General features: G+C 73.2%; 18 protein-coding genes and 1 tRNA gene. 5 read left to right on the plus strand and 14 right to left on the minus strand.

All coding sequences use genetic code 11. The annotated features are described in order from the left end of the window. The first annotated feature begins 31 nt into the window (after positions 1–31). The 4 genes from GT358_RS06975 (at position 32) to GT358_RS06990 (ending at position 4,318) form a co-directional block, all read left to right on the plus strand. The gene (locus GT358_RS06975) at positions 32–1,324 is read left to right on the plus strand and encodes a homoserine dehydrogenase (RefSeq protein WP_166581873.1); all 1,293 of its coding nucleotides are present in this window, start codon (positions 32–34) and stop codon (positions 1,322–1,324) included. Positions 1,325–1,405: 81 nt separating this feature from the next. Beyond that, positions 1,406–2,371 carry a class II fructose-bisphosphatase gene (gene glpX / locus GT358_RS06980; protein ID WP_166581874.1) on the plus strand — a complete coding sequence of 322 codons (966 nt, stop codon included), beginning with the start codon at positions 1,406–1,408 and terminating at the stop codon, positions 2,369–2,371. A 40-nt stretch (positions 2,372–2,411) separates the two neighbouring features. Then, positions 2,412–4,163 (plus strand): single-stranded-DNA-specific exonuclease RecJ, encoded by a 1,752-nt coding sequence (recJ, locus tag GT358_RS06985; protein WP_166581875.1) that lies wholly within the window; start codon positions 2,412–2,414, stop codon positions 4,161–4,163. A gap of 80 nt (positions 4,164–4,243) precedes the next feature. Next, positions 4,244–4,318 (plus strand) — tRNA-Glu (locus tag GT358_RS06990). A gap of 59 nt (positions 4,319–4,377) precedes the next feature. Here the strand turns inward: GT358_RS06990 and eutH are convergent. From eutH to GT358_RS07005, 3 genes are read right to left on the minus strand one after another with little or no spacing between them, the layout of a single operon-like run. Further along, positions 4,378–5,619, minus strand: a complete 1,242-nt coding sequence (gene eutH / locus GT358_RS06995; RefSeq protein WP_166581876.1) for an ethanolamine utilization protein EutH — start codon at positions 5,617–5,619, stop codon at positions 4,378–4,380. 44 nt (positions 5,620–5,663) lie between these two features. Then, entirely contained in the window at positions 5,664–8,126 is a 2,463-nt protein-coding gene (locus GT358_RS07000) for an FAD-dependent oxidoreductase (RefSeq protein WP_166581877.1), read from the minus strand. 1 nt (position 8,127) lies between these two features. Then, positions 8,128–9,015 (minus strand): phosphotransferase family protein, encoded by an 888-nt coding sequence (locus GT358_RS07005; RefSeq protein ID WP_166581878.1) that lies wholly within the window; start codon positions 9,013–9,015, stop codon positions 8,128–8,130. 152 nt (positions 9,016–9,167) lie between these two features. Between GT358_RS07005 and GT358_RS07010 the strand changes: the two genes are divergently transcribed. Further along, a complete protein-coding gene (locus GT358_RS07010) occupies positions 9,168–9,944 on the plus strand; it encodes a DeoR/GlpR family DNA-binding transcription regulator (protein WP_166581879.1) in 777 nt (258 codons plus the stop codon). Positions 9,945–9,952: 8 nt separating this feature from the next. Here GT358_RS07010 and GT358_RS07015 read toward each other — a convergent pair whose 3' ends face one another. The 11 genes from GT358_RS07015 to GT358_RS07065 form a co-directional block, all read right to left on the minus strand. Beyond that, complete coding sequence (locus GT358_RS07015) at positions 9,953–11,014, minus strand: ABC transporter ATP-binding protein (RefSeq protein WP_166581880.1); 1,062 nt, start codon at positions 11,012–11,014, stop codon at positions 9,953–9,955. Positions 11,015–11,021: 7 nt separating this feature from the next. Then, positions 11,022–11,837 carry a carbohydrate ABC transporter permease gene (locus GT358_RS07020; RefSeq protein ID WP_166581881.1) on the minus strand — a complete coding sequence of 272 codons (816 nt, stop codon included), beginning with the start codon at positions 11,835–11,837 and terminating at the stop codon, positions 11,022–11,024. 8 nt (positions 11,838–11,845) lie between these two features. Continuing rightward, a complete protein-coding gene (locus tag GT358_RS07025; protein WP_166581882.1) occupies positions 11,846–12,718 on the minus strand; it encodes a carbohydrate ABC transporter permease in 873 nt (290 codons plus the stop codon). Positions 12,719–12,762: 44 nt separating this feature from the next. Beyond that, on the minus strand, positions 12,763–14,064 hold the full coding sequence (locus GT358_RS07030) for an extracellular solute-binding protein (protein ID WP_166581883.1): 1,302 nt from the start codon (positions 14,062–14,064) through the stop codon (positions 12,763–12,765). After that, entirely contained in the window at positions 14,061–14,927 is an 867-nt protein-coding gene (locus GT358_RS07035; protein ID WP_166581884.1) for an ROK family protein, read from the minus strand. The genes GT358_RS07030 and GT358_RS07035 overlap by 4 nt, the downstream gene beginning before the upstream one ends. Beyond that, positions 14,924–15,622: an N-acetylmannosamine-6-phosphate 2-epimerase gene (locus GT358_RS07040; RefSeq protein WP_166581885.1), complete on the minus strand. Its 699-nt coding sequence runs from the start codon at positions 15,620–15,622 to the stop codon at positions 14,924–14,926. Before GT358_RS07040 ends, GT358_RS07035 begins: the two co-directional genes overlap by 4 nt. A gap of 75 nt (positions 15,623–15,697) precedes the next feature. Then, on the minus strand, positions 15,698–16,456 hold the full coding sequence (locus tag GT358_RS07045) for a GntR family transcriptional regulator (RefSeq protein WP_166581886.1): 759 nt from the start codon (positions 16,454–16,456) through the stop codon (positions 15,698–15,700). Between the two features lie 60 nt (positions 16,457–16,516). Next, positions 16,517–17,224 (minus strand): SDR family oxidoreductase, encoded by a 708-nt coding sequence (locus GT358_RS07050; protein ID WP_166581887.1) that lies wholly within the window; start codon positions 17,222–17,224, stop codon positions 16,517–16,519. Further along, positions 17,221–18,171: a succinylglutamate desuccinylase/aspartoacylase family protein gene (locus GT358_RS07055; protein WP_166581888.1), complete on the minus strand. Its 951-nt coding sequence runs from the start codon at positions 18,169–18,171 to the stop codon at positions 17,221–17,223. The genes GT358_RS07050 and GT358_RS07055 overlap by 4 nt, the downstream gene beginning before the upstream one ends. A 3-nt stretch (positions 18,172–18,174) precedes the next feature. Beyond that, positions 18,175–18,993, minus strand: a complete 819-nt coding sequence (locus tag GT358_RS07060; protein ID WP_166581889.1) for a creatininase family protein — start codon at positions 18,991–18,993, stop codon at positions 18,175–18,177. Continuing rightward, a complete protein-coding gene (locus GT358_RS07065) occupies positions 18,963–20,090 on the minus strand; it encodes an ABC transporter ATP-binding protein (protein WP_166581890.1) in 1,128 nt (375 codons plus the stop codon). Before GT358_RS07065 ends, GT358_RS07060 begins: the two co-directional genes overlap by 31 nt.

Below are 20,090 nucleotides of genomic sequence, written 5' to 3' on the forward strand. Positions count from 1 at the left end.
GCGCCACCTTCGCGCCACGAAAGGCCCAGCCATGACCCGTCCGCCCCTCCGCCTTGGCATCGCCGGTCTCGGAACGGTGGGGACGGGCGTGCTCGCGATCCTGCAGCGGCATGGTGCGCTTCTGGCCGCTCGGGCGGGCCGTCCGGTCGAGCCCGTCGCCGTCAGCGCGCGCGACCGTACCCGCGACCGCGGCGTGAGCCTCGACGGCCTGGCCTGGGAGGACGATCCCGTGGCGCTCGCCCGTCGGCCGGACGTGGACGTGTTCGTGGAAGTGATCGGCGGCCACGAGGGCGCCGCACGCGCCGCGGTGGAGGCCGCCATCGACGCCGGCAAGGACGTGGTCACCGCCAACAAGGCGCTTCTCGCCCATCACGGCCATGCCCTCGCGCTCGCGGCCGAGGCCAAGGGGCACGTGATCCGCTTCGAGGCCGCCGTGGCCGGCGGCATTCCCGTCATCAAGACCCTGACCGAGGGCCTGGCCGCGAACGAGGTCACGCGGGTGCTCGGCGTGATGAACGGCACGTGCAACTACATCCTGACCCGCATGGAGGAGGCGGGCCTGCCCTACGAGACCGTGTTCGAGGAGGCGCGCGCGCTCGGCTATCTCGAGGCCGACCCGAGGCTCGACGTGGACGGGATCGATGCCGGCCACAAGCTGTCGCTGCTCGCCGCCATCGCCTTCGGCACCGAGGTGTCCTTTGACGCGGTCGAGCTCGAGGGGATCGGGTCGGTCACCATCGAGGACATCCGCCGCGCGGGCGACATGGGCTATCGCATCAAGCTCCTGGGGGTGGCGCAGATGACGGGCCGCGGGCTCGAGCAGCGGATGCAGCCCTGCCTCGTGCCCGCGACCTCGCCTCTGGGTCAGCTCTCGGGCGGCACCAACATGGTGGTGATCGAGGGCGATTCGGCCGGCCAGATCGTCCTGCGGGGCGCAGGCGCCGGAGCAGGGCCGACGGCAAGCGCGGTGCTGGGGGACGTGATCGACATCGCCCGCGGCGTGCGCATCCCGACCTTCGGCCGGCCCGCATCCAGCCTGCGGCGCGCCCGACCCGCACGGGGCGCCGTCGCCGCGCCCTACTATCTGCGGCTCGACCTGGTGGACAAGCCGGGCGCGCTGGCCAAGGTCGCGCGCGTGCTGGGCGATGCGGGCATCTCCATCGACCGGATGCGGCAATACGGCCATGCCGAGGCGGCCACCGCCCCCGTCCTCATCGTCACCCACCGCACCACGCGCCTCGCCCTCGACGAGGCGCTGGGGGGCATGGCCGAGACTGGCGTCGTCGAGGGCCGCCCCGTCGCGCTGCGCATCGAGGCGGTCTGAGGCCGTTAGCGCCACCGGCGCTTCACGGCGCCCGGCGCAACCGCTAGTCCGTGAGGCGCAACCATCCCGAGGATCCCGCCCATGGCCGCCAGCCCCGAATTCCACGACCGCATGCTGTCGCTGGGCCTCGCCCGCGTCTCCGAGGCGGCGGCCATCGCCTGCGCCGCCCATATCGGGCGCGGCGACGAGAAGGCCGCCGATCAGGCCGCCGTCAACGCCATGCGCGACCAGCTCAACAAGCTCGACATCCGGGGCGTCGTGGTCATCGGCGAGGGCGAGCGCGACGAGGCGCCGATGCTCTATATCGGCGAGGAGGTGGGCACCGGCCAGGGTCCGGCCGTGGACATCGCGCTCGACCCATTGGAGGGGACGACCCTGACCGCGCGCGACATGCCCAACGCGCTCGCGGTCATCGCCATGGGCCCGCGCGGCACGCTGCTGCACGCGCCGGACGTCTACATGGACAAGCTCGCCATCGGGCCGGGCTTCAAGCCGGGCACCGTGACGCTGGCCATGACCCCGGCCGAGCGCGTCTCGGCGCTCGCGGCGGCCAAGGGGGTCTCCACGCGCGACATCACCGTCTGCGTCCTCGACCGTCCCCGCCATGCGGAGATGATCGCCGAGCTGCGATCCACCCAATGTGCGATCCGCCTGATCACCGACGGCGACGTGGCCGGCGTGATGCATTGCGCCGAACCGCAGAAGACCGGCATCGACATGTACATGGGCTCGGGCGGCGCGCCCGAGGGGGTGCTCGCCGCGGCCGCGCTCAAGTGCATGGGCGGCCAGATCTTCGGCAAGCTGCTGTTTCGCGACGAGGCCGAGCGCGAGCGCGCGCGCAAGGCCGGGATCACCAATCTCGACCGCGTCTATACGCGCGACGACATGGTGACGGGCGACGTCATCTTCTCGGCCACCGGCGTCACCGACGGCTCGCTGCTGCCCGGCATCCGGCGCGAGCCGGGCTGGGTCACGGTGGAGACCATGCTGATGCGTTCCAAGACGGGGTCGGTGCGCCGCATGACCTATCGCAATCCCGTGCGCTGAGCCCTTGCCAAGCGCCCGCCCTGGGGACAGCAACGGGGGCATGGCGTTTCTCGACGTGTCCTGCTCGCTCACCGGCCGGCGCTGGATCGGTCCCTCGTTCGAGGAGGACCGCCTGGCCGAGGCGGTGGCACGCGAAGCGGGGGTGGATCGCGCCGTGGCCCTGACGCTCGCCCGGCGCGGGGTCGGACCTGCCGAGGCGGCGGCCTTTCTCGATCCCAAGCTGCGCGACCTGCTGCCGGACCCGCTGCGGCTCAGGGACATGGACAGGGCGGCCGCGCGCCTGCTCGCCGCCGTCCGCTCGCAGGAGCGCGTGGCGGTGTTCGCCGATTACGACGTGGACGGCGCCGCCTCGGCCGCGCTGCTGCTGACCTGGCTTCGCGCGCTGGGATCGGAGGCGACGCTCTATGTCCCCGACCGGCTGGAGGAGGGCTATGGCCCCAACGCCCCCGCCATGCGGGCGCTGGGCGAAGCGCACGACCTCGTGGTGTGCGTCGATTGCGGCACCGCGGCGCCCGAGCCCATCGCCGCCTGCCCCGCCGAGGTGATCGTGCTCGACCACCATCTGGGGCCCGAGACGGCGCCCGCCTGTCTGGCCGTGGTCAATCCCAATCGCGCGGACGAGGATGGCTCGCTGGGCCATCTCTGCGCGGCCGGGGTGGTATTTCTCTGCCTTGTCGAGGCCAACCGCCGTCTGCGGGCCGAGGGGCGGCAGGGGCCGGACCTCCTGGGAATGCTCGATCTCGTGGCGCTGGCCACGGTGGCGGACGTGGCCCCGCTCACGGGGGTCAACCGGGCGCTCGTGCGGCAGGGCCTGGCGGTCATGGCGCGGCGCGAGCGGCCGGGCCTCGTGGCCCTTGCCGACGTGGCGGGCCTCGCGGCCGCGCCCTCCGCCCACAGCCTGGGCTACGTGCTCGGTCCCCGCCTGAACGCGGGCGGGCGCGTGGGGCGCGCCGATCTCGGGGCGCGGCTGCTGTCCACCGACGATCCGACCGAGGCGCGCGCGCTCGCCGAGCGGCTCCACCGCCACAACGAGGAGCGCCGCGCCATCGAGGACCGCGTCCGCGCCGAAGCCCTCGCACAGGCCGAGGCGCGGGGCCCCGGCCCGCTCGCCTGGGCCGCGGCCGAGGGGTGGCATCCGGGCGTCGTCGGCATCGTCGCCGCGCGCCTCAAGGAGGCCACCGACCGCCCGGCTGTCGTCCTCGCGATCGAGGGCGATGTCGCGCGCGGCTCGGCGCGCTCGGTGGCGGGCGTGGACATCGGCGGCGCCGTGGCGCGGCTTGCGGCCGAGGGGCACGCGCTCCAGGGCGGGGGGCACCGCATGGCCGCGGGCCTCACGGTGGCGCGCGATCGTCTCGGCCAAGCGATGGACCGGCTGGCCGAGCTGCTCGCCCGGCAGGGCGCGGGGTCAGGCGGGCCCCGCGACCTCGCGCTCGACGGGATGCTGATGCCGCGTGCGGCCTCGGTCGCGCTGGTCGAGGGGATCGAGCGAGCGGGTCCCTTCGGCGCCGCCGCCCCCTCGCCGCGCTGGGCGTTTCCCGACCTCGCGGTGGACCACGCCCGCGTGGTCGGGGCCAACCATCTCAGGCTCGCCCTGTCGGACGGCATGGGCGGCCGGCTCGAGGCCATCGCCTTCGGCGCCGCCGACGGGCCGCTCGCCGCGCTCCGGCCCGGCGCGGGGCGCTTTCACGTCGCCGGCCGGCTCGAGGCCGACGCCTGGAACGGCCGCCGCCGCGTGCAGCTCCGCCTCGAGGACGCGGCCCCGGCCGGACGGCGGGGGGCCTCCCTCGTCTGACGCAAGGACACCTCACCGAAATCGGCGCGCACCCCCTTGCCCCCGCCACAGGCTTTGTCTAGGTAGGCCCCTGTCCGGACGGCCCGTTCGTCTATCGGTTAGGACGTCAGGTTTTCAACCTGAAAAGAGGGGTTCGATTCCCCTACGGGCTGCCACTTTCCCCCATCGTGACACGGGTTGGCCGCAGGGCGGCTGTGCCCTGCGGCGGGCCGGCTCAGGCCGGAGCCGGGCGGTGGCTGGCCTGCGTGTCCCGGGGCTCCGGCGCCTCCTGCGCTTCCAGAGCCTCGGCCTTGGGGACAGACAGCCAGACCGCGATCGCGAAGCCCACGGCCCCGCCGAGGAGCTTGCCGACGAGCAGCGGCAGGATCAGCGAGGGCTGGAAGTTCGCCGTGAAGGCCAGGTGGTCGCCGAAGGCGAAGGCCGCGCAGACCGCGAAGGCGATCACGAGGACCTTGTCGCGCGCCCGCATCTCGCGCACGAGGCGATACATGGCAAGGATGTTGGCCACCGTCGCCAGAAGCCCAGCCGCACCGACCGGCGACAGGCCCAGACGGCGGCCGACCGCCTCCATCGGTCCGGCCAGATAGCGGGTGATCAGATAGACCATCGGGAAGGCCCCGGCGAGCATGATCCCGATATAGCCCGCGATCTCGAGCGCGCGGAACTGGTCGGCCTCGTCGGCGATGATCGGGTCGAATCCCCAGCCGCCGAACAGCGTGGTGAACAGGCCCGTGAAATACTCGACGATCGAGAAGACGAGGACGAGCGTGATCGCGGCATACATGATCCGGCCGAACCACAGGAAGCCCGCGATCATCGCGTCGGGCACGAGCCGCAGCCCGAGCGCGATCGCCACGCAGAACAGGATGAGCGGCAGCAGGTCGCGCAGCACCTCGCCCAGTCCCAGCGCGAGCTGGAGCGTGGCCGGGCCGGTCGTCGCGATCTCGGGCCGGATGGGCGTGCCCGTCGCGAGGACGATCAGCGCAGCGATGAACACGCCGACCGGGACCGAGAGGATGCCCGACATGATCCCCAGAGCCATGTACTTGTGGTCGCGCCGGTCGAGCATGGCGAGGCCCACGGGGATCGAGAAGATGATCGTGGCCCCGGCCATGTAGCCCACGAGCGAGGCCATGAGCCAGCCTTCGCGGCTCTGGGCGAGCGTGTCGGCGAGCTGGTAGCCCCCCATGTCGATGGCGATGATGGTGGTCGCAGCGATGGCCGGATCGGCGCCCACGGTCGCGAAGAGGGGGCCCACGGCGCCGCTGATGATCTGCGACAGATAGGGGATCGCGGCCATGATCCCCGCCACCGGGATGAAGATCGGCCCGATGGCATAGAGCCCCTCGCGGAATTCGCGGCCGATGCCGCTGTCGGGGTCGCGGATATAGCCGATGGCGCCTGCCACGGCGCAGGCCATGATGACATAGATCACGGCCGTTCCGATCAGTTCCATTCTCTCCTCCCTGTTGTCGGCCGGCGCTGTGCCCGCGCCTTGGCTCAGATGCGGATGGCGCGTCCCTCCGGGTCGTGGAAGGGGCGGAGCGAGGGTCGCGCCGGCACCTCGTCGCCCGCGACGACGAGGCTGTAGCGACTGGCCAGAAGGGCCTCGTCGCCCGTGTCGGGCTGGCGTTCGGTGGCGCGCACGTAGCCCAGGCCCAGCGGGCGGCCGAGCGTGTAGCCGAAGCCCCCGCTGGTGAGATAGCCGACCGGCTCGCCCTCGCGCAGGATCGTCTCGCGGCCGAGCAGCACGACCTCGGGATCCTCCGCCATGAAGCCGAGGAGGCGTCGGGACGGCACGCGGCCCGCCTGCGGCTCGAGCGCGGCGCGGCCGATGAAGTCGTGGTCCGTCCGCAGCTTGACCGCCCAGCCCAGACCCGCCTCGAAGGGCGTGTCGTTGGGCGTGATGTCGCTGCCCCAGGCGCGGTAGCCCTTCTCCAGCCGGAGCGAGTCGATGGCGCGGTAGCCCGCCGGGCGCAGGCCGAGACCGGTCCCCATCAGCGCGTCGTAGATCTCGCCGAGTGCGCCGATGGGCGCGTGCAGCTCCCAGCCGAGTTCGCCCACATAGGTGACGCGCAGCGCGCGGACCGGGTGGCCGGCGATCGCGATCTCGCGGACATGGCCGAACGGGTGGGCTTCGTTCGACACGTCATCCGGCGTCACGGCGGCGAGGATGTCACGCGCCCGCGGCCCCATGAGCGAGAGCGTGCCCCAGTCCTCGGTCACGTCCTCGAGCCGCACGGAGCCGTCGCGCGGCAGGTGGTCGGCGATCCAGGCAAAGTCGTGGGTGCGGAAGCCCGTGCCGGTGACGATGTAGAAGCGGTCCTCCGCCAGCCGCGCCGCGGTGAGGTCGCATTCGATGCCCCCGCGGCTGTTGAGCATCTGGGTATAGACCAGCCGGCCCGGCGGGCGGGCGACATCGTTGGCGCACAGGCGCGAGAGGGCGGCCTCGGCGCCGGGGCCGGACAGCTCGAACTTGGCGAAGGAGGACTGGTCGAACAGGCCGGCCACCCGGCGGACCTGGCGATGCTCCTCGCCCACCGTCTCGAACCAGTTCTGCCGTCCCATCGAGGGGATGTCGCGCGGCTCGGTGCCCGGGGGGGCGAACCAGTTGGGTCGCTCCCATCCCAGCTTGGAGCCGAACACGGCCCCGGCGGCCTGCAGGCGCGGATAAAGGGGCGAGACGATGCGGGGCCGGCCGCTCGTGTATTCGTCGTGCGGCCAGGCGACGGCGTAGTGCTTGGCATAGGCCTCGAGCGTGCGCTCGCGCACCCAGTCGCGGTCGCGGTGCAGCGCCGAGAAGCGGCGGATGTCCACCGGCCACAGGTCGAGCGGGGCCTCGCCCGTCGCGACCCAGGCCGCGAGTGCCCAGCCCGCACCCCCGCCCGCCGCGATGCCGAAGGCGTTGAAGCCGGCGCCGACGAACATGTTGTCGCATTCGGGCGCGGCGCCGAGGATGAAGTTCCCGTCCGGCGTGAAGCTTTCGGGTCCGTTGATCATCCGCTTGACGCCGGTCCGTTCGAGCGCGGGGATGCGGGCGATGGCCTGCACCATGTGCTGCTCGAAATGGTCGAAATCGTCGTCGAACAGGCGGAAGGCCCAGTCGGCGGGCGCGTCGTTGCCGGGCAAGCCCGTGTCCCACGCGATCGGGTCGGGCTCGTAGCCGCCCATGACGAGCCCGCCCACCTCCTCCTTGAAGTAGGTCCGCCGGTCGGGGTCGCGCAGGGTGGGCGCGTCGGGGGAGAGCCCCTCGATCGGTTCGGTCACGATGTACTGGTGGCGCACCGCCTGCAGCGGCACCGAGACCCCGGCCATCGCCCCCACCTGCCGCGCCCAAAGGCCCGCGCAGTTCACCACCGTCTCGCAGGCGATCTCGCCCTGTCCGGTCTGCACCGCCGCGATGCGCCGCCCGTCCATGCGAAAGCCCGTGACGCGCACCCCCTCCAGCAGGCGGGCCCCGTGCATCCGCGCCCCCTTGGCCAGCGACTGGGCGATGTCCGAGGGATTGGCCTGCCCGTCCGTGGGCAGCCAGGACGCCCCGATCAGGTCCGAGACGTCCATCAGCGGCCACATCCGCCGCACCTCGTCCGGGCCGATCAGCTCCATCTCCATGCCGAAGCTGCGTGCCGTGGTGGCGAGGCGGCGATATTCGGTCCAGCGGTCCGGGGTGGTGGCCAGCCGCAGGCAGCCCGTCATCTTCCAGCCCGTCTCGAGCCCCGTCTCGGCGGCCAGCCGCTTGTAGAGCTCCACCGAGTATTTCAGCACCCGCGTGATCGAGGCCGAGGAGCGCAGCTGCCCCACCAGCCCCGCCGCATGCCAGGTCGAGCCCGAGGTGAGCCGGTCCTGCTCGAGCAGCACGACCTCGGCCCCGTGGTCGCGGGCGAGGTGATAGGCGGTGGAGCAGCCGACGATGCCGCCGCCAATGACGACGATCCGAGCGTGGCTGGGCAGGGTACTGGACATGTCACAGGCTTCCGTAAGCGGTCTGGTAGGCGTCGAGCGCGGCCTCGAGCCGCGCGAGGTTCTCGGCCGTGTAGGCGGGATAGTCGGTGCCCGGCGCGTTCAGATGCAGCTCGGAGACCATGCTCCACATCGCCTCGCGCAGCAGCGAGGCGCATTGCATCGCGGCCATGGCGCGGGCGAGGGGCGGGTCGGGCGGACGGCCGAAATAGGTCTCGAGCAGCACCTCGGTCTCCGCCGCCGAGAAGCCGGCATTGGAGGACAGCCCCGCAAGGTCGAACAGCGCCGTGGAAAAGCCCGCATATTCGAAGTCGATCAGCCACAGCCGCTCCCCGTCGTGGAGCAGGTTGGCCGGCAGCAGGTCGTTGTGGGCAAAGACGATGGGCAGGGGCACCTGCACCGCCTCGAGCGCGTCGGCGAGGGCGACGTAGCGGGGCAGTTCGGCCACCATGCGGCTGCCGTCGCGGTGCAAGGTGCGGGCATAGTCGCGCACGACATGGAAGGGCCAGAAGAAGAAGCCGGGCCCCGAGACATGGCGCGGCATGGTGGTGTGGAAGCGGCGCAGCAGGTCCGCAATGGGCCCGATCGCCCCGCGCACGTCGGCCGCGTCGAAGGTCCGGGCGCCCAGATAGTCCGTGACCATCACCCCCTCGCCCGCATGGCGCAGCGCAGGGGCAAATCCGGCCTCGGCGGCGGCCTGCGCCACCATCGCCTCGCGGCGGCGCTCGACATGGTGGAACGGGTAGTCGTCCCCGAACCGGACGACCCGGCGGGTCGCGCCGTCCTGCACGATCCAGCTTTCGTTGCTGATGCCGCCCTTGAGCGGCGTGACCTCGATCGGGCCCTGCCAGAGCCCCAGTTGCCGGATGCGCTCCGTCGCCGTCCTGGTCAAGTGGTCCTCCCCCCTTGCCCGGATTGGATCGCGCCCGCGACCCTCGGGTCAAGACGAATCTGTGGCATCATGACCGGAAAAGACCGATCCGGTTGTTCAGGACCCGCGGTTCGGCCATGAGACGGACAGGTTCGGTCAAGCGAGGAGTCATCATGATCGCGGCACAGCGTCAGGCGGAGATCCTCAGGCTTCTGGGCGACACGGGCACGGCCCGCATCAGCGACCTGTCCGACCGGCTGGGCGTGTCGCTCGAGACGGTGCGACGGGACGTCAAGATCCTCGTCTCGGACGGGTCGGTGGTGCGGCGGCACGGCGGCATCATGCTGCCCACGGCGCTGCGCGAGGCGCCCTTCGACCGCCGCATGCGCGAGAATGCCACGGCCAAGCGCCTGATCGCCCGCTTGATGGCACGCACCATCGGCGACGGCGAATCGGTCATGCTCGACACCGGCTCGACGACGAGCTTCCTCGCGCGCGAGCTGCTCGAGCGCCGCCGGCTCACGGTCGTGACCAACTCGCCCGACATCGCGCGCCTGCTTGCGACGGTGAACGGCAATGCGGTGCACATGGCCGGGGGCGCGCTCGACAGCGACAGCGGGGCGGCGCTCGGCCTGTCGGCCATCGAATTCGTCTCGCGCTTCTGGGTCGATCACGCCGTCATCTCGGCGGGCGCGCTGCACGGCGCGCGGGGGATCATGGATTACCGGCTGGAGGAGGCCGAGTTCGCCCGCGCGGTGCTGTCGCGCGGCGCCCGGCGGGTGGTGGTCTGCGACGCCTCCAAGTTCGACCGGCCCGGACTCGTGCAGGTCTGCGGCTGGGAGGGGATCGAGACGCTCGTGACCGACCGGCCGCCCCCGGCCGAGGCCCGGGCGGCGCTGGACGCGGCCGGGGTGCGCCTCCTGCTGCCGGAGAGACGCGCGGAGGGCTGACGGGCCGCTCAGCCGCCCTGCAGCCGCGTGCCGTCGGCGGCGAAGGGATGGGCCGCTTCGGGCGCGAAATCCACGCCCACCGCCTCGCCCTCGCGCAAGGAAAGATCGGGCGGTGCCAGCACCGAGAGCCGATCGCCCCCGGCCGTCTCCACGACCACGTGCAGCGCCGAGCCGTGATATTCGCTCGCCCGGACGAGCCCCGCCACGAGGCCCGCGTCCGGGGCCACGATGCGGCACTGCTCGGGCCGGACCCCGACCTGTGCGAGCGGGCCTCTCGCCCAAGGGGCGGCAAAGGCGCGAGCCCCGCCCGCCAGGCGCACCCCCTCCGCCTCGGCGGCCGCCGGAACCAGGTTCATGCGGGGACTGCCCAGGAACTGCGCCACGAAGACATCCCCGGGCCGTTCGTAGAGGTCACGAGGGGTTCCGGTCTGGACCATCCGCCCCTCGCGCAGGACCACGATCCGGTCGGCCAGGGTCATCGCCTCCACCTGGTCGTGCGTGACATAGATCGTCGTCGCCCCCAGCGTCCGGTGCAGCGCCGCGATCTCCACTCGCGTGTCGGCCCGGAGCGCCGCATCGAGGTTCGAGAGCGGCTCGTCGAACAGGAAGGCTTTCGGCTCGCGCACGATGGCGCGCCCGATCGCCACCCGCTGGCGCTGTCCGCCCGAGAGCTGCGCAGGCCTGCGCTCGAGCAGGCCCTCCAGCCGCAGGATGCGCGCCGCCTCGGCCACGCGCCGGGCCACCTCGCGCTCGGGCATCCGCGCGGTGCGCAGGGCGAAGGCGATGTTGTCGCGCACGCTCATGTGCGGGTAGAGCGCATAGGACTGGAACACCATGGACAGGTGCCTGTCGTAGGGCTCCCGGTCCGTCACGTCCTCGCCGCCGATCAGGATGCGCCCGGCGCTCGCCGTCTCCAGCCCCGCGATCAGGCGCAGGAGCGTGCTCTTGCCGCAGCCCGACGGGCCGACAAAGACGCAGAACTCCCCGTCCGCGACCGTCAGCGACACGTCGCGGACCACGCGGTGCGCGCCGAACGCCTTGCTCAGCCCCTCGAGCCGGATCTCGGCCATCGCTGTCCTATCCCTTGACCGCGCCGGCCATCACCGACCCGGTGATCCGGCGATACATGACGAGGCCCAGCACCAGCGGCGGCAGCGCCGCCACCACCATCACCGCGGCGGCCATCCCCCACTGGACCCCGCCCCCGGCGGTGGCGAAGAAGAACGACGCCCCCACCGTTACCGGCACCGCCTCGCGCGTGGTCAGGATCAGGCCGAACAGGAACTCGTTCCAGGCGGTGATGAAGCCGAAGACGAAGGCCGTGACAAAGGCTGGCCGGCAGAGCGGCAGCACCACCCGCAGCAGCAGGCGCGGCAGCCGCGCCCCGTCCATGCGCGCGGCCTCCTCCAGCTCGGCGGGGATGTCGCCCACCGCGTTGACCAGCAGCAGCACCGCGAGCGGCAGGTTGACCACCGCGAGGACCAGCCCCAGCCCCAGCCGCGTGTCCAGAAGCCCCGCCGCCGCATACATCATGTAAAGCGGGATGGCGAAGATGATGAGCGGCAGCGCCCGCAGGTTGACGACCACGGGAAACAGCACGCCCCGCCCCACGCCCCGCCTGACCATCGCCCAGGCCAGCGGAAAGGCCACCACGAGCGGCAGCACCGCCCCGATCAGCGCCGCCACCAGCGAGTTGCCGAGGTGGTGATAGATGTTGAGCCGGTCGCTCGCCGTCAGCACGGCGGCGAAGTTGGCGAGCGTCGGCTCCTCGATCCAGAGCGAGGGGTTGCGCGTCACCTCGCCCGGCGCCTTGAAGGCGGTCACGGCCGTGGCGATGACCGGAAAGTTGAGCAGGAGGGCCGCCAGCCCGAACACGGCCCAGCGCAGCGCCATTCCCGCCCTCACCCCCGCCCCTCCCGGCCCCGCAGCACCAGCGCGCGCGCGGCCACGAACAGGAGCGTGCTGGCCAGAAACAGCAGCACGGCCGCGGCCATCGCCTTGCCGATCTCGGCCCGCCGCAGGAACGTCTCGAAGATGTAGATCGAGAGCGAGGTGGTGGCCCCGCCCGGCCCCGCGCCCACCAGCGTGTAGATGTTGTCGAAGACGCGGAAGCCGTCGATGAAGCGCACGAACAGCGCCACGAAGACCGTGGGCATCATCAGCGGCAGCTCGATGCGCCAGAACAGCCGCCACGGGCGCGTGCCGTCCACCATCGCCGCCTCGCGCAGGTCCTGCGGGATCGCCCCGTAGGCGGCCAGGAACAGCAGAAAGGCAAAGGGGGTCCATTGCAGCGTCTCGGCCGCGACCACGGTGGCAAAGACGTTGGCGGGGCTCAGGAAGGCGGGCGACCAGCCGAACCACAGATACAGGTAGTGCGGCACCGGCCCGACGAATTCGTGCAGCACCAGGCGGTACATCAGCCCCATCATGGCCGGCGCCACGATCATCGGCACGATCAGCACGGCGACCATCCAGCCGTGCCGCCGGATCAGCGGATACAGATAGACCGCCAGGAACAGCCCCAGCGCGCATTGCAGCACGGCCGTGATCGCCCCGAACCGCAGCGAGAACCACGCCGCCCGCCAGAAGGCCCCGTCCGCCCAGACGGCCGCGAAGTTGGCCCCGCCGACGAAGCGCGGGGCAGTCAGCGTCCGGAACGTCGTCTCCGACACCGCATAGACGAGGCTCAGGAGCGCCGGAAAGCCCAGGATCGCCAGAAGGAACAGCACCAGCGGGCTGGCGAGGACGGCATTCTCGAACGCGCGGCTCCTCATCGCGGATGCCGGGGCGGCCTCCGGGCCGCCCCGTCCCGTCCGGTTTATTGCAGAAGCCGCGTCATCGCGGCCTCGGCATTGGCGATGGCGGTATCGAGGTCCTGCGTCCCTGCCCAGTAGCCCGTGAATTCCTGCGCCTGCGCCTCGTAGACCGACAGCGCCTCGGCCGAGGTGCCGCCCCGCATGACGAAGCCGTAGGTCGAGGCGAACTCGCCCACCTGCACGAGGTCGGGGCGCTCGTCGGCGATCTTGGCCGCCGTCTCGGGCGCCAGGCCCGGCGCACCGCCCGCCCGGGCATAGGCGAGCGCCGCCTCCTCCGTGGACAGCCATTCGAGGAAGGCAAGCGCGCCCTCGCGGTTGGGCGCCGCCGCGTTCAGGCCCAGCCCCAGCCCGTGGATATGGGTGAAGCGCCCCTCCGGGCCCGCGGGCGGCGCGGTGATGGCGGTGTCGGGCTGGGCCTCGGTCAGCTCGGTGGCGGCCGCGTTCCATTGCACCATCGCCGCCACCTGCCCCGAGGCGAAGGCGGCGTTGGCCTCGGCATATTCGTAGGCAGTGGAATCGGGCGGCGTCGCGCCCAAGTCGAACAGGAGCTTCGCGCGCTCCAGCGCCCCGCGCCAGGCCTCGCTGTCCACGACGACGCGGCCCTCCTCGTCCAGCCAGTCCGCTCCGTAGCTGCGCGGCCAGGAATGGAACACCATCATGTTGAACAGGAGGTTCTTGGCCTGGATTACCGTCCCGTAGCGCGTGGGGCTGTCGGGATTGACCGAGCGGCTGAAATAGAGCGCGTTGGCCACGAAGTCGTCCCAGGTCCAGTCCTCGGGGGCCTTGGGCTCCAGCCGCTCGCCCAGATGCTCCTCGGCGATGTCGCCATAGCGCGCGCGTACCGCCTCGTCGGCCAGAAGCGCGTCGATCAGGTCGCGCCGGTAATACAGGAAATGCAGCGACAGGTCGGTGGGCACGCCGTATTGCTGCCCGTCGAACTGCATCGTGCTCAGCACCGTCTCGCCGAACACGGCCTCGGCCTCGTCCGACAGGGTGACGGGCTCCATGAAGGGGGCATAGCGGCCGATCGAGTAGGTGGCGAGCAGGTTGACGTCGAAGGCCGTGCTGCCCGCCGCCAGATCGACCTGCAGCTTGTCGAAGAACCCGTCGCGCGAGGTGAAGAGCAGCTCCACCCGGTTCTCCGGCGCCACCTCGGGGCGCGCGTTGTAGAGCTCGGCCACCGCGCGCAGGGCCGTCTCCTCCGGGCCGCCCGGCCAGCCCAGGACCGTCACCTGCGCGTCCGCCGCGCCCGCCGCGAGGGCCGCCGCCCCTGCCGCCGCCAGCATGATCCGTGTGCGTGTCATCCCTGTCTCTCCCTGTGTTGTTCCGCAGCCGCCGCCAGCGCGGCCACGCCGATCACTCCCGCCTCCGGCCCCAGGGCGGCGCGCCGCAGGACCGGTCTCTGCCAGGCGGGCCAGGATTCCATCTCGGCCGCCACGCGTTCGAGATGGCCCGCCGCCAGACCCACGCCGCCGCCCAGCACGATCACCTCCGGGTCGGCCGCGAACAGCACGGCCCGGCACAGCCGCGCCAGCGCCACGGCCGCGCGCGAGACGACCGCCTCGGCCCAGGCCTCGCCCGCCTCGGCCGCGGCAAAGACCGCCGGCGCCTCGACCGGATGGCCCGCGCGCGCCGCCGCCTCGGCGATCGCCCGCCCCGAGGCGAGGTCCTCGGCCCGGACCCCGTCCGCCCCCGGCATCTGTCCGAAGCTTCCGCCCAGGCCCCGATGCCCCCGCACCAGCCGACCCCCGAGGACGAGGCCGCCCCCGATCCCGGTCGAGACGGTGAGAAAGGCCATGTCCCGCCCCCTGCCCGCCCCCGCCACGTATTCGCCCCAGGCGGCGGCCTGCGCGTCGTTGACCAGGACCGGCTCGCACCCCAGCAGGTCGTGCAGCCGCCGCGCCAGCGGATAGGCCTCGGGGATCGGCAGCGTGCCGGGATTGAGCGCGGACCACGTCCCGCCCCGCACCGCCCCCGTCACGGCGACGCCGACCCGATCCCAGACCCCCTGCCAGGCCGCCGCCGCCTCGGCCAGCCGCCGGGTCCAGCAATCGGGTCCCCCGTCGCGGTCGGTGGGCAGAAGACGGCGCTCGCGCACGCGCCCGTCCTCGACCAGCGCCACGAGGGTCTTGGTCCCGCCCAGATCGGCGGCCAGCGTCGCGCTCATGCCGGCACCCGCGTATCCGCCCCGCGCCCCGCGCCCTCCACGGCGGCGACGAACCAGGCGGTCACATGTTCGGGCCGCGTGATGGCCGAACCCACCACGACCGCATCCGCCCCCGCCGCGACCGCCCGCGCCGCATCGGCCGGGGCGTGATAGCGCCCCTCGGCCAGGGTGAAGCGGCCGAGCCCGGCCAGCTCCGCCACCAGCCCGAGATCGGGCCCCTCCGGCACCGCGCCGCCCAGATAGCCCGAGAGCGTCGAGCCCAGCATCGCACAGCCCAAGGCCGCGGCCCGCCGCCCGTCCGCCAGGCTGGCGCAATCGGCCATGGCCAGCGCGCCGGCCTCGTGGATCGCCCCGACGATCCGCTCCAGAGGTTCGGGGCGCGGCCGGTCGGTCGCGTCGAAGGCGACGACATCCGCCCCAGCCTCGACCAGCGCGCGCGCCTCCGCGGCCGTGGGGGTGATCCGCACGGGACTGTCGGCCCGGTCCGTCTTGACCAGGCCGATCACCGGAGCCCGGGTCGCCGCCCGCACGGCGCGCAGGTTTTCCACGCCCTCGATCCGCAGGCCCCGCGCGCCCCCGGCCAGGGCGGCCAGCGCAAGGGCGGCCACGATGTCCGGCCGGTCGAGCGGCCCGCCCGGCACGGGCTGGCAGGACACGATCAGCCCACCGCGCAGACCATCCAGCAGATCGGCCATGCCGCCCTCCCCCTTCTGCAGCGATCATGCCACTTCCAGACCACTTCGCAACAAATTCCGACTGGTATGGACCGCTCAGGTCCCGAGTTCCGTCAAGAAGTCGTAGCGCTCGCCGCTGTAGCGGGTTTCGGTGAACTCCACCGGCCGACCGTCGGCCAGAAAGCAGCGCCGCTCCACGATCAGGAGCGGACTGCCCGGCTCGCTGTCCAGCAGCTCGGCCTCGATCCGCGCCATGATCCCGGCCCGGATGCGCTGGGCCCCCCGGACCGGCGCGGCGCCGAGGGCGGCCAGCGCCGCATAGAGCGACTCCCCCACCAGATCGCCCGAGGGCAGGATCGCCTGCGGGACAGCCGCGCGTTCGATGGCCAGCGGCACGCCGTCGGCCGTCCGCACGCGGATCAGCCGCACGATGAGGTCCGCCGCCCCCAGGCCCAGAGCCAGCGCCTCGGTCGGGCTGGGGCGCACCACCTGCCGCGACAGCCAACGCTGACCGGGGACCGAGCCCCGCGCGCGCAGCTCCTCCGAAAAGCCCGTCAGCGCCGAGAGCGCCTTCTCCACCCGCGTGGCCACACGCGTGCGCGCGCCCTGCCGCCGGCGCAGGAGCCCCTCGCGCGCCAGCTCCTCCAGCGCGCGGCGGACGGTCACGCGGCTCATCCCCAGCCGCGCGGCCAGCACCCGCTCGCTGGGCAGGCAGGTCCCGCCGCCCCCCTCGCCCACCACCTCCGACAGCGCCAGCGCCAGCCGGCGATAGAGCGGCCCGCCGGCCTCCGGCCCGTCGGGCGGGCGGGCCAGGCTGTCGGCCAGTCGGGCGATGAAGGGGTCGTGCGGTCCCATGCGGCCTCCTGCCGGTCCGCACCAGTCTAGCAGACCGGCCGCCCCGCATGCGAGACCCCCTCAGGGCAGAAAGGCCAGCGCCCCCCCGTCCACCGCGATCTCCGCACCCGTCAGGAACCGCGCGGCGGGCGACAGCAGAAAGGCCACCGCCTCCGCCACCGCCTCGGGGGGCCCAGGCGCCGGCAGGGGGATCGTCCGCGCAAAGCCCTCGGCCACATCGGGCCGCCCGAACAGGTCGCGGTTCCTCGGCACGAGGATCGGGCCGGGATGGACCAGGTTGGCCAGGATGCCATGGGGGGCGAGGTCCACCGCCGCCGCCTTGACCAGCATCCGCAGGCCCCCCTTCGAGGCCGCATAGGGGCTCGCCCCCCGCTCCGCCGCCACCGCGTTGACCGAGCCAATGGCGACCAGCCGCCCGCCCCCTCCAGCCGCGATCATCGCCCGCGCCGCCGCCTGCAGCACGCCGAAGGCGCCGAGCAGGTTCGTCTCCACCATCCGGCGGAACTCGCCCTCCTCCACCTCCGCGAAGGGTCCCGACGCGCCGCAGAGCGCCGCCGCATGCACGCAGCCCCAGAGAGGCCCCGCCCCGGCCACCAGCGCGTCCACCGCCGCGCGGTCGGTCACGTCGCAGGCCCGCCCCGGCGGCGCGATTGCCAGGTCGGTCGCCACGACCTCCGCGCCCCCGGCCTCCAGCCGCGCGCGGATCGCCGCCCCGATCCCCCCGGCCGCCCCCGTCACCAGGACCTGCCGCCCCGCCAGATCCGTCACGAAAGATCCTCCGCCGCGGCCACCAGCAGCCCCGGATCCCCCTCCCGCACGCGGGCCAGGTTCCGCTCGGCCAGGATCACCCCGTCCACCGGCGCCTCCAGCACGGCCAGCACCTCGCCCAGGGGCGACTCGACCCGCGCCAGCGCCTCGCCCCGCCGCACCGCGGCGCCGAGGGGCCGCAGCGCGCGCCACAGACCCGCGGCCGGGCTCGCCACCCAGTCGCCGCGCAACAGGCGCGCGGGCCGCGCCGCCGGCACGTCCCCCAGCGCTTCCGGTCCCACCATGCCCCGCGCGGCCAGAACCCGCAGATAGGCGTCGCGATAAAGCCGCACGTCGCTCGGCCGCGCCCGCCCGCGCCCGCCCACCTCGCAGCCTGCGACCGTCACCCCCGCCCGGGCCGCCTCCAGGCTCAGCACCCCCGGCGTCGCGGGCAGCGCCCAGAGATCGGCCAGCCCCGTCTGCTCCGCCACCGCCCGAGATGAAGCGGCCGCCTCCGCCCCCACGCCGCCCCCCGCCTCGTAGAACCCCGCCACGGGCAGGAAGGCGAGGTCCGTCCCCCCCGAATGGCTGTCCACCACGAGGTCCGCCTCCGCCACCAGCGCCCAGAGCGCCGCGGCCAGCCGCGCGGACGGCCCGCCCCCCGCATCGCCCGGAAAGACCCGCGCGAGGTTGACCCCGTCGAGCGGCCCCGCCCGCGTGCCCGCGGCCAGGGCGGGCGCGTTGGCGAAGGGCACGATCCGCACGCGCCCGCGCAGGTCCACCGCCTCCAGCACCCGCGCGAGGTCCAGAAGCGCGAGCGGCCCCTCGAACTCGTCCCCGTGGATGCCGCCCGTGAACAGGGCGGTCGGCCCCGCCCTCTCCCCCTCCGCCTCGATCAGCGGAAAGGCGAGCGGCGCCCCGTCCGGCAGCCGCCCCCAGACGACGCTCCGGCGCAGGACGCGCGCCACCCCTCAGGCTCCCTTCCGCACGGCATGATGGCTCTTGCGGGGCGCGAGCGGCATGGCGCGGAACTCGCGCGCGACCTCCAGCAGCCGGCCGATCGTGCCCTCGATCATGCGCCGGCCCTTCTCGGCCGTGGCCCGGGTGGGTGTGCCGGCCACCCCCGTCTCGTTCATCCGGCTCCACCAGTTCATGAAGTGGACCCATTTCTGCCCCTTCAGCCCCGGATAGAGCCAGCGCGACCCGCCCCGCTCGGCCGGGATCTCGTCGGCCGCCAGGTCCATCCGCACCCCCTCCGGCCGGATGGCGAGATATTCCGACGTCTCCCACTCGCAGGCATGGTCGGCCGCATGGGGCCCGCCCTCCAGTTCCGGCCCGATGAAGTCCCAGCCCAGCTCCCAGTGGTTGATGCTGCCCGCCAGCATCGGCTGCTCCACCGTCAGCCGCCGCGCCGCGAGGTCGCAGAGCGGCGCGTTCGACCCGTGCGCGTTGACCAGGAGCAGGTGCCGGAACCCCCCCTCGGCCAGCGAGGCGCCGACATCCACCAGATAGGCCAGGAAGTGCTCCATCCGCACGGACACGGTGCCTGGAAAGTCCATGTTGTGCGCGTTGTAGCCGTAATGGATCGGGGGCAGCACCAGCACGTCGCCGCCCGACCGGCGCGCCGCCTCGTCGCACAGGTGCTCGGCGATGGCGTTGTCCACGTCCACCGGCAGGTGCGGGCCGTGCTGCTCGATCGCGCCCACGGGCAGAAGCAGGCAGGGCCCTGACCGGGCCGCCTCGTTGACCTCGGGCCAGCTCAGCTCGCGGAAACGGTGGGAGAGGGGCATGGATGTCCTCGCAAGGCAGGGCCGAGGGGGCCGAGGCCGGGCGCGGCCAGCGTCCCCCCGGTCTCGGGATCGAAGAGGTAGAGGTCGCGCGCGGCGACCGCGACGCGGGCAGACCGGCCGGGGGCCAGCGCCGCGTCGGGCGGCGCGAGCAGCGTCAGCCGCGCGCCGCCCGCGCGCAGATGCGCGATCTGCGCCCCGCCCAGATGCTCGACGCGCTCCACGGGCAGCACGAGGCCGCCCTCGTCCAGCCGCAGGTCCTCGGGCCGCAGGCCCAGCGTGACGCGCGCGCCCGCCCGCACCGCCAGGCCGGAGGGCCGCGGCAGCCGGGCGCCGCCTTCCAGCACCACCGCGTCCTCTGCCAGCGTCGCCGCGGCAAAGCTCATCGGCGGCGCGCCCACGAAGCCGGCCACAAAGGCGTTGGCGGGCGCGCGGTAGATGGCCAGCGGCGCGCCCACCTGCTGGAGCCGCCCCGCGCGGAACACGGCGATGCGGTCGGCCATGGTCATCGCCTCGGCCTGGTCGTGCGTGACATAGAGCGCCGTCGCCCCCAGGCCCCGGAACAGCGTCGCGATCTCGCCCCGCATCTGCAGCCGCAGCACCGCGTCGAGGTTCGACAGCGGCTCGTCCAGCAGAAAGGCCCGCGGCTCGCGCACCAGCGCGCGGCCCAGCGCGACGCGCTGGCGCTGCCCCCCCGACAGCGCCTTCGGATAGCGCCCCAGCAGCGGCACGAGATCCAGCGCTTCGGCTGCGCGCCGCACCCGGCGGGCGATCTCCTCGCGCGGCAGCCGCCGCACCTCGAGCGCGAAGCCGAGATTGCCCTCCACCGTCATGTGCGGATAAAGGGCATAGGACTGGAACACCATGGCGAGGTCTCGCGCGGGCGCGGGCACGCGCGTCATGTCCTCGCCCCCGATCAGCAGACGCCCCTCGCTCGGCGCCTCCAGCCCCGCCACGATGTTGAGCGTCGTGGTCTTGCCGCAGCCCGACGGGCCCAGCAGCGCCAGGAACTCCCCGTCCGCCACCTCGAGGTCCACGGGCTCGAGCGCGCGCACCGCCCCGAAGCGCTTGCCGATCCCCTCCAGCGTCACCGAGGCCAT

The sequence above is a fragment of the Rubellimicrobium sp. CFH 75288 genome (assembly GCF_009904055.1).
In the GTDB taxonomy this organism is placed as follows: domain Bacteria; phylum Pseudomonadota; class Alphaproteobacteria; order Rhodobacterales; family Rhodobacteraceae; genus Rubellimicrobium.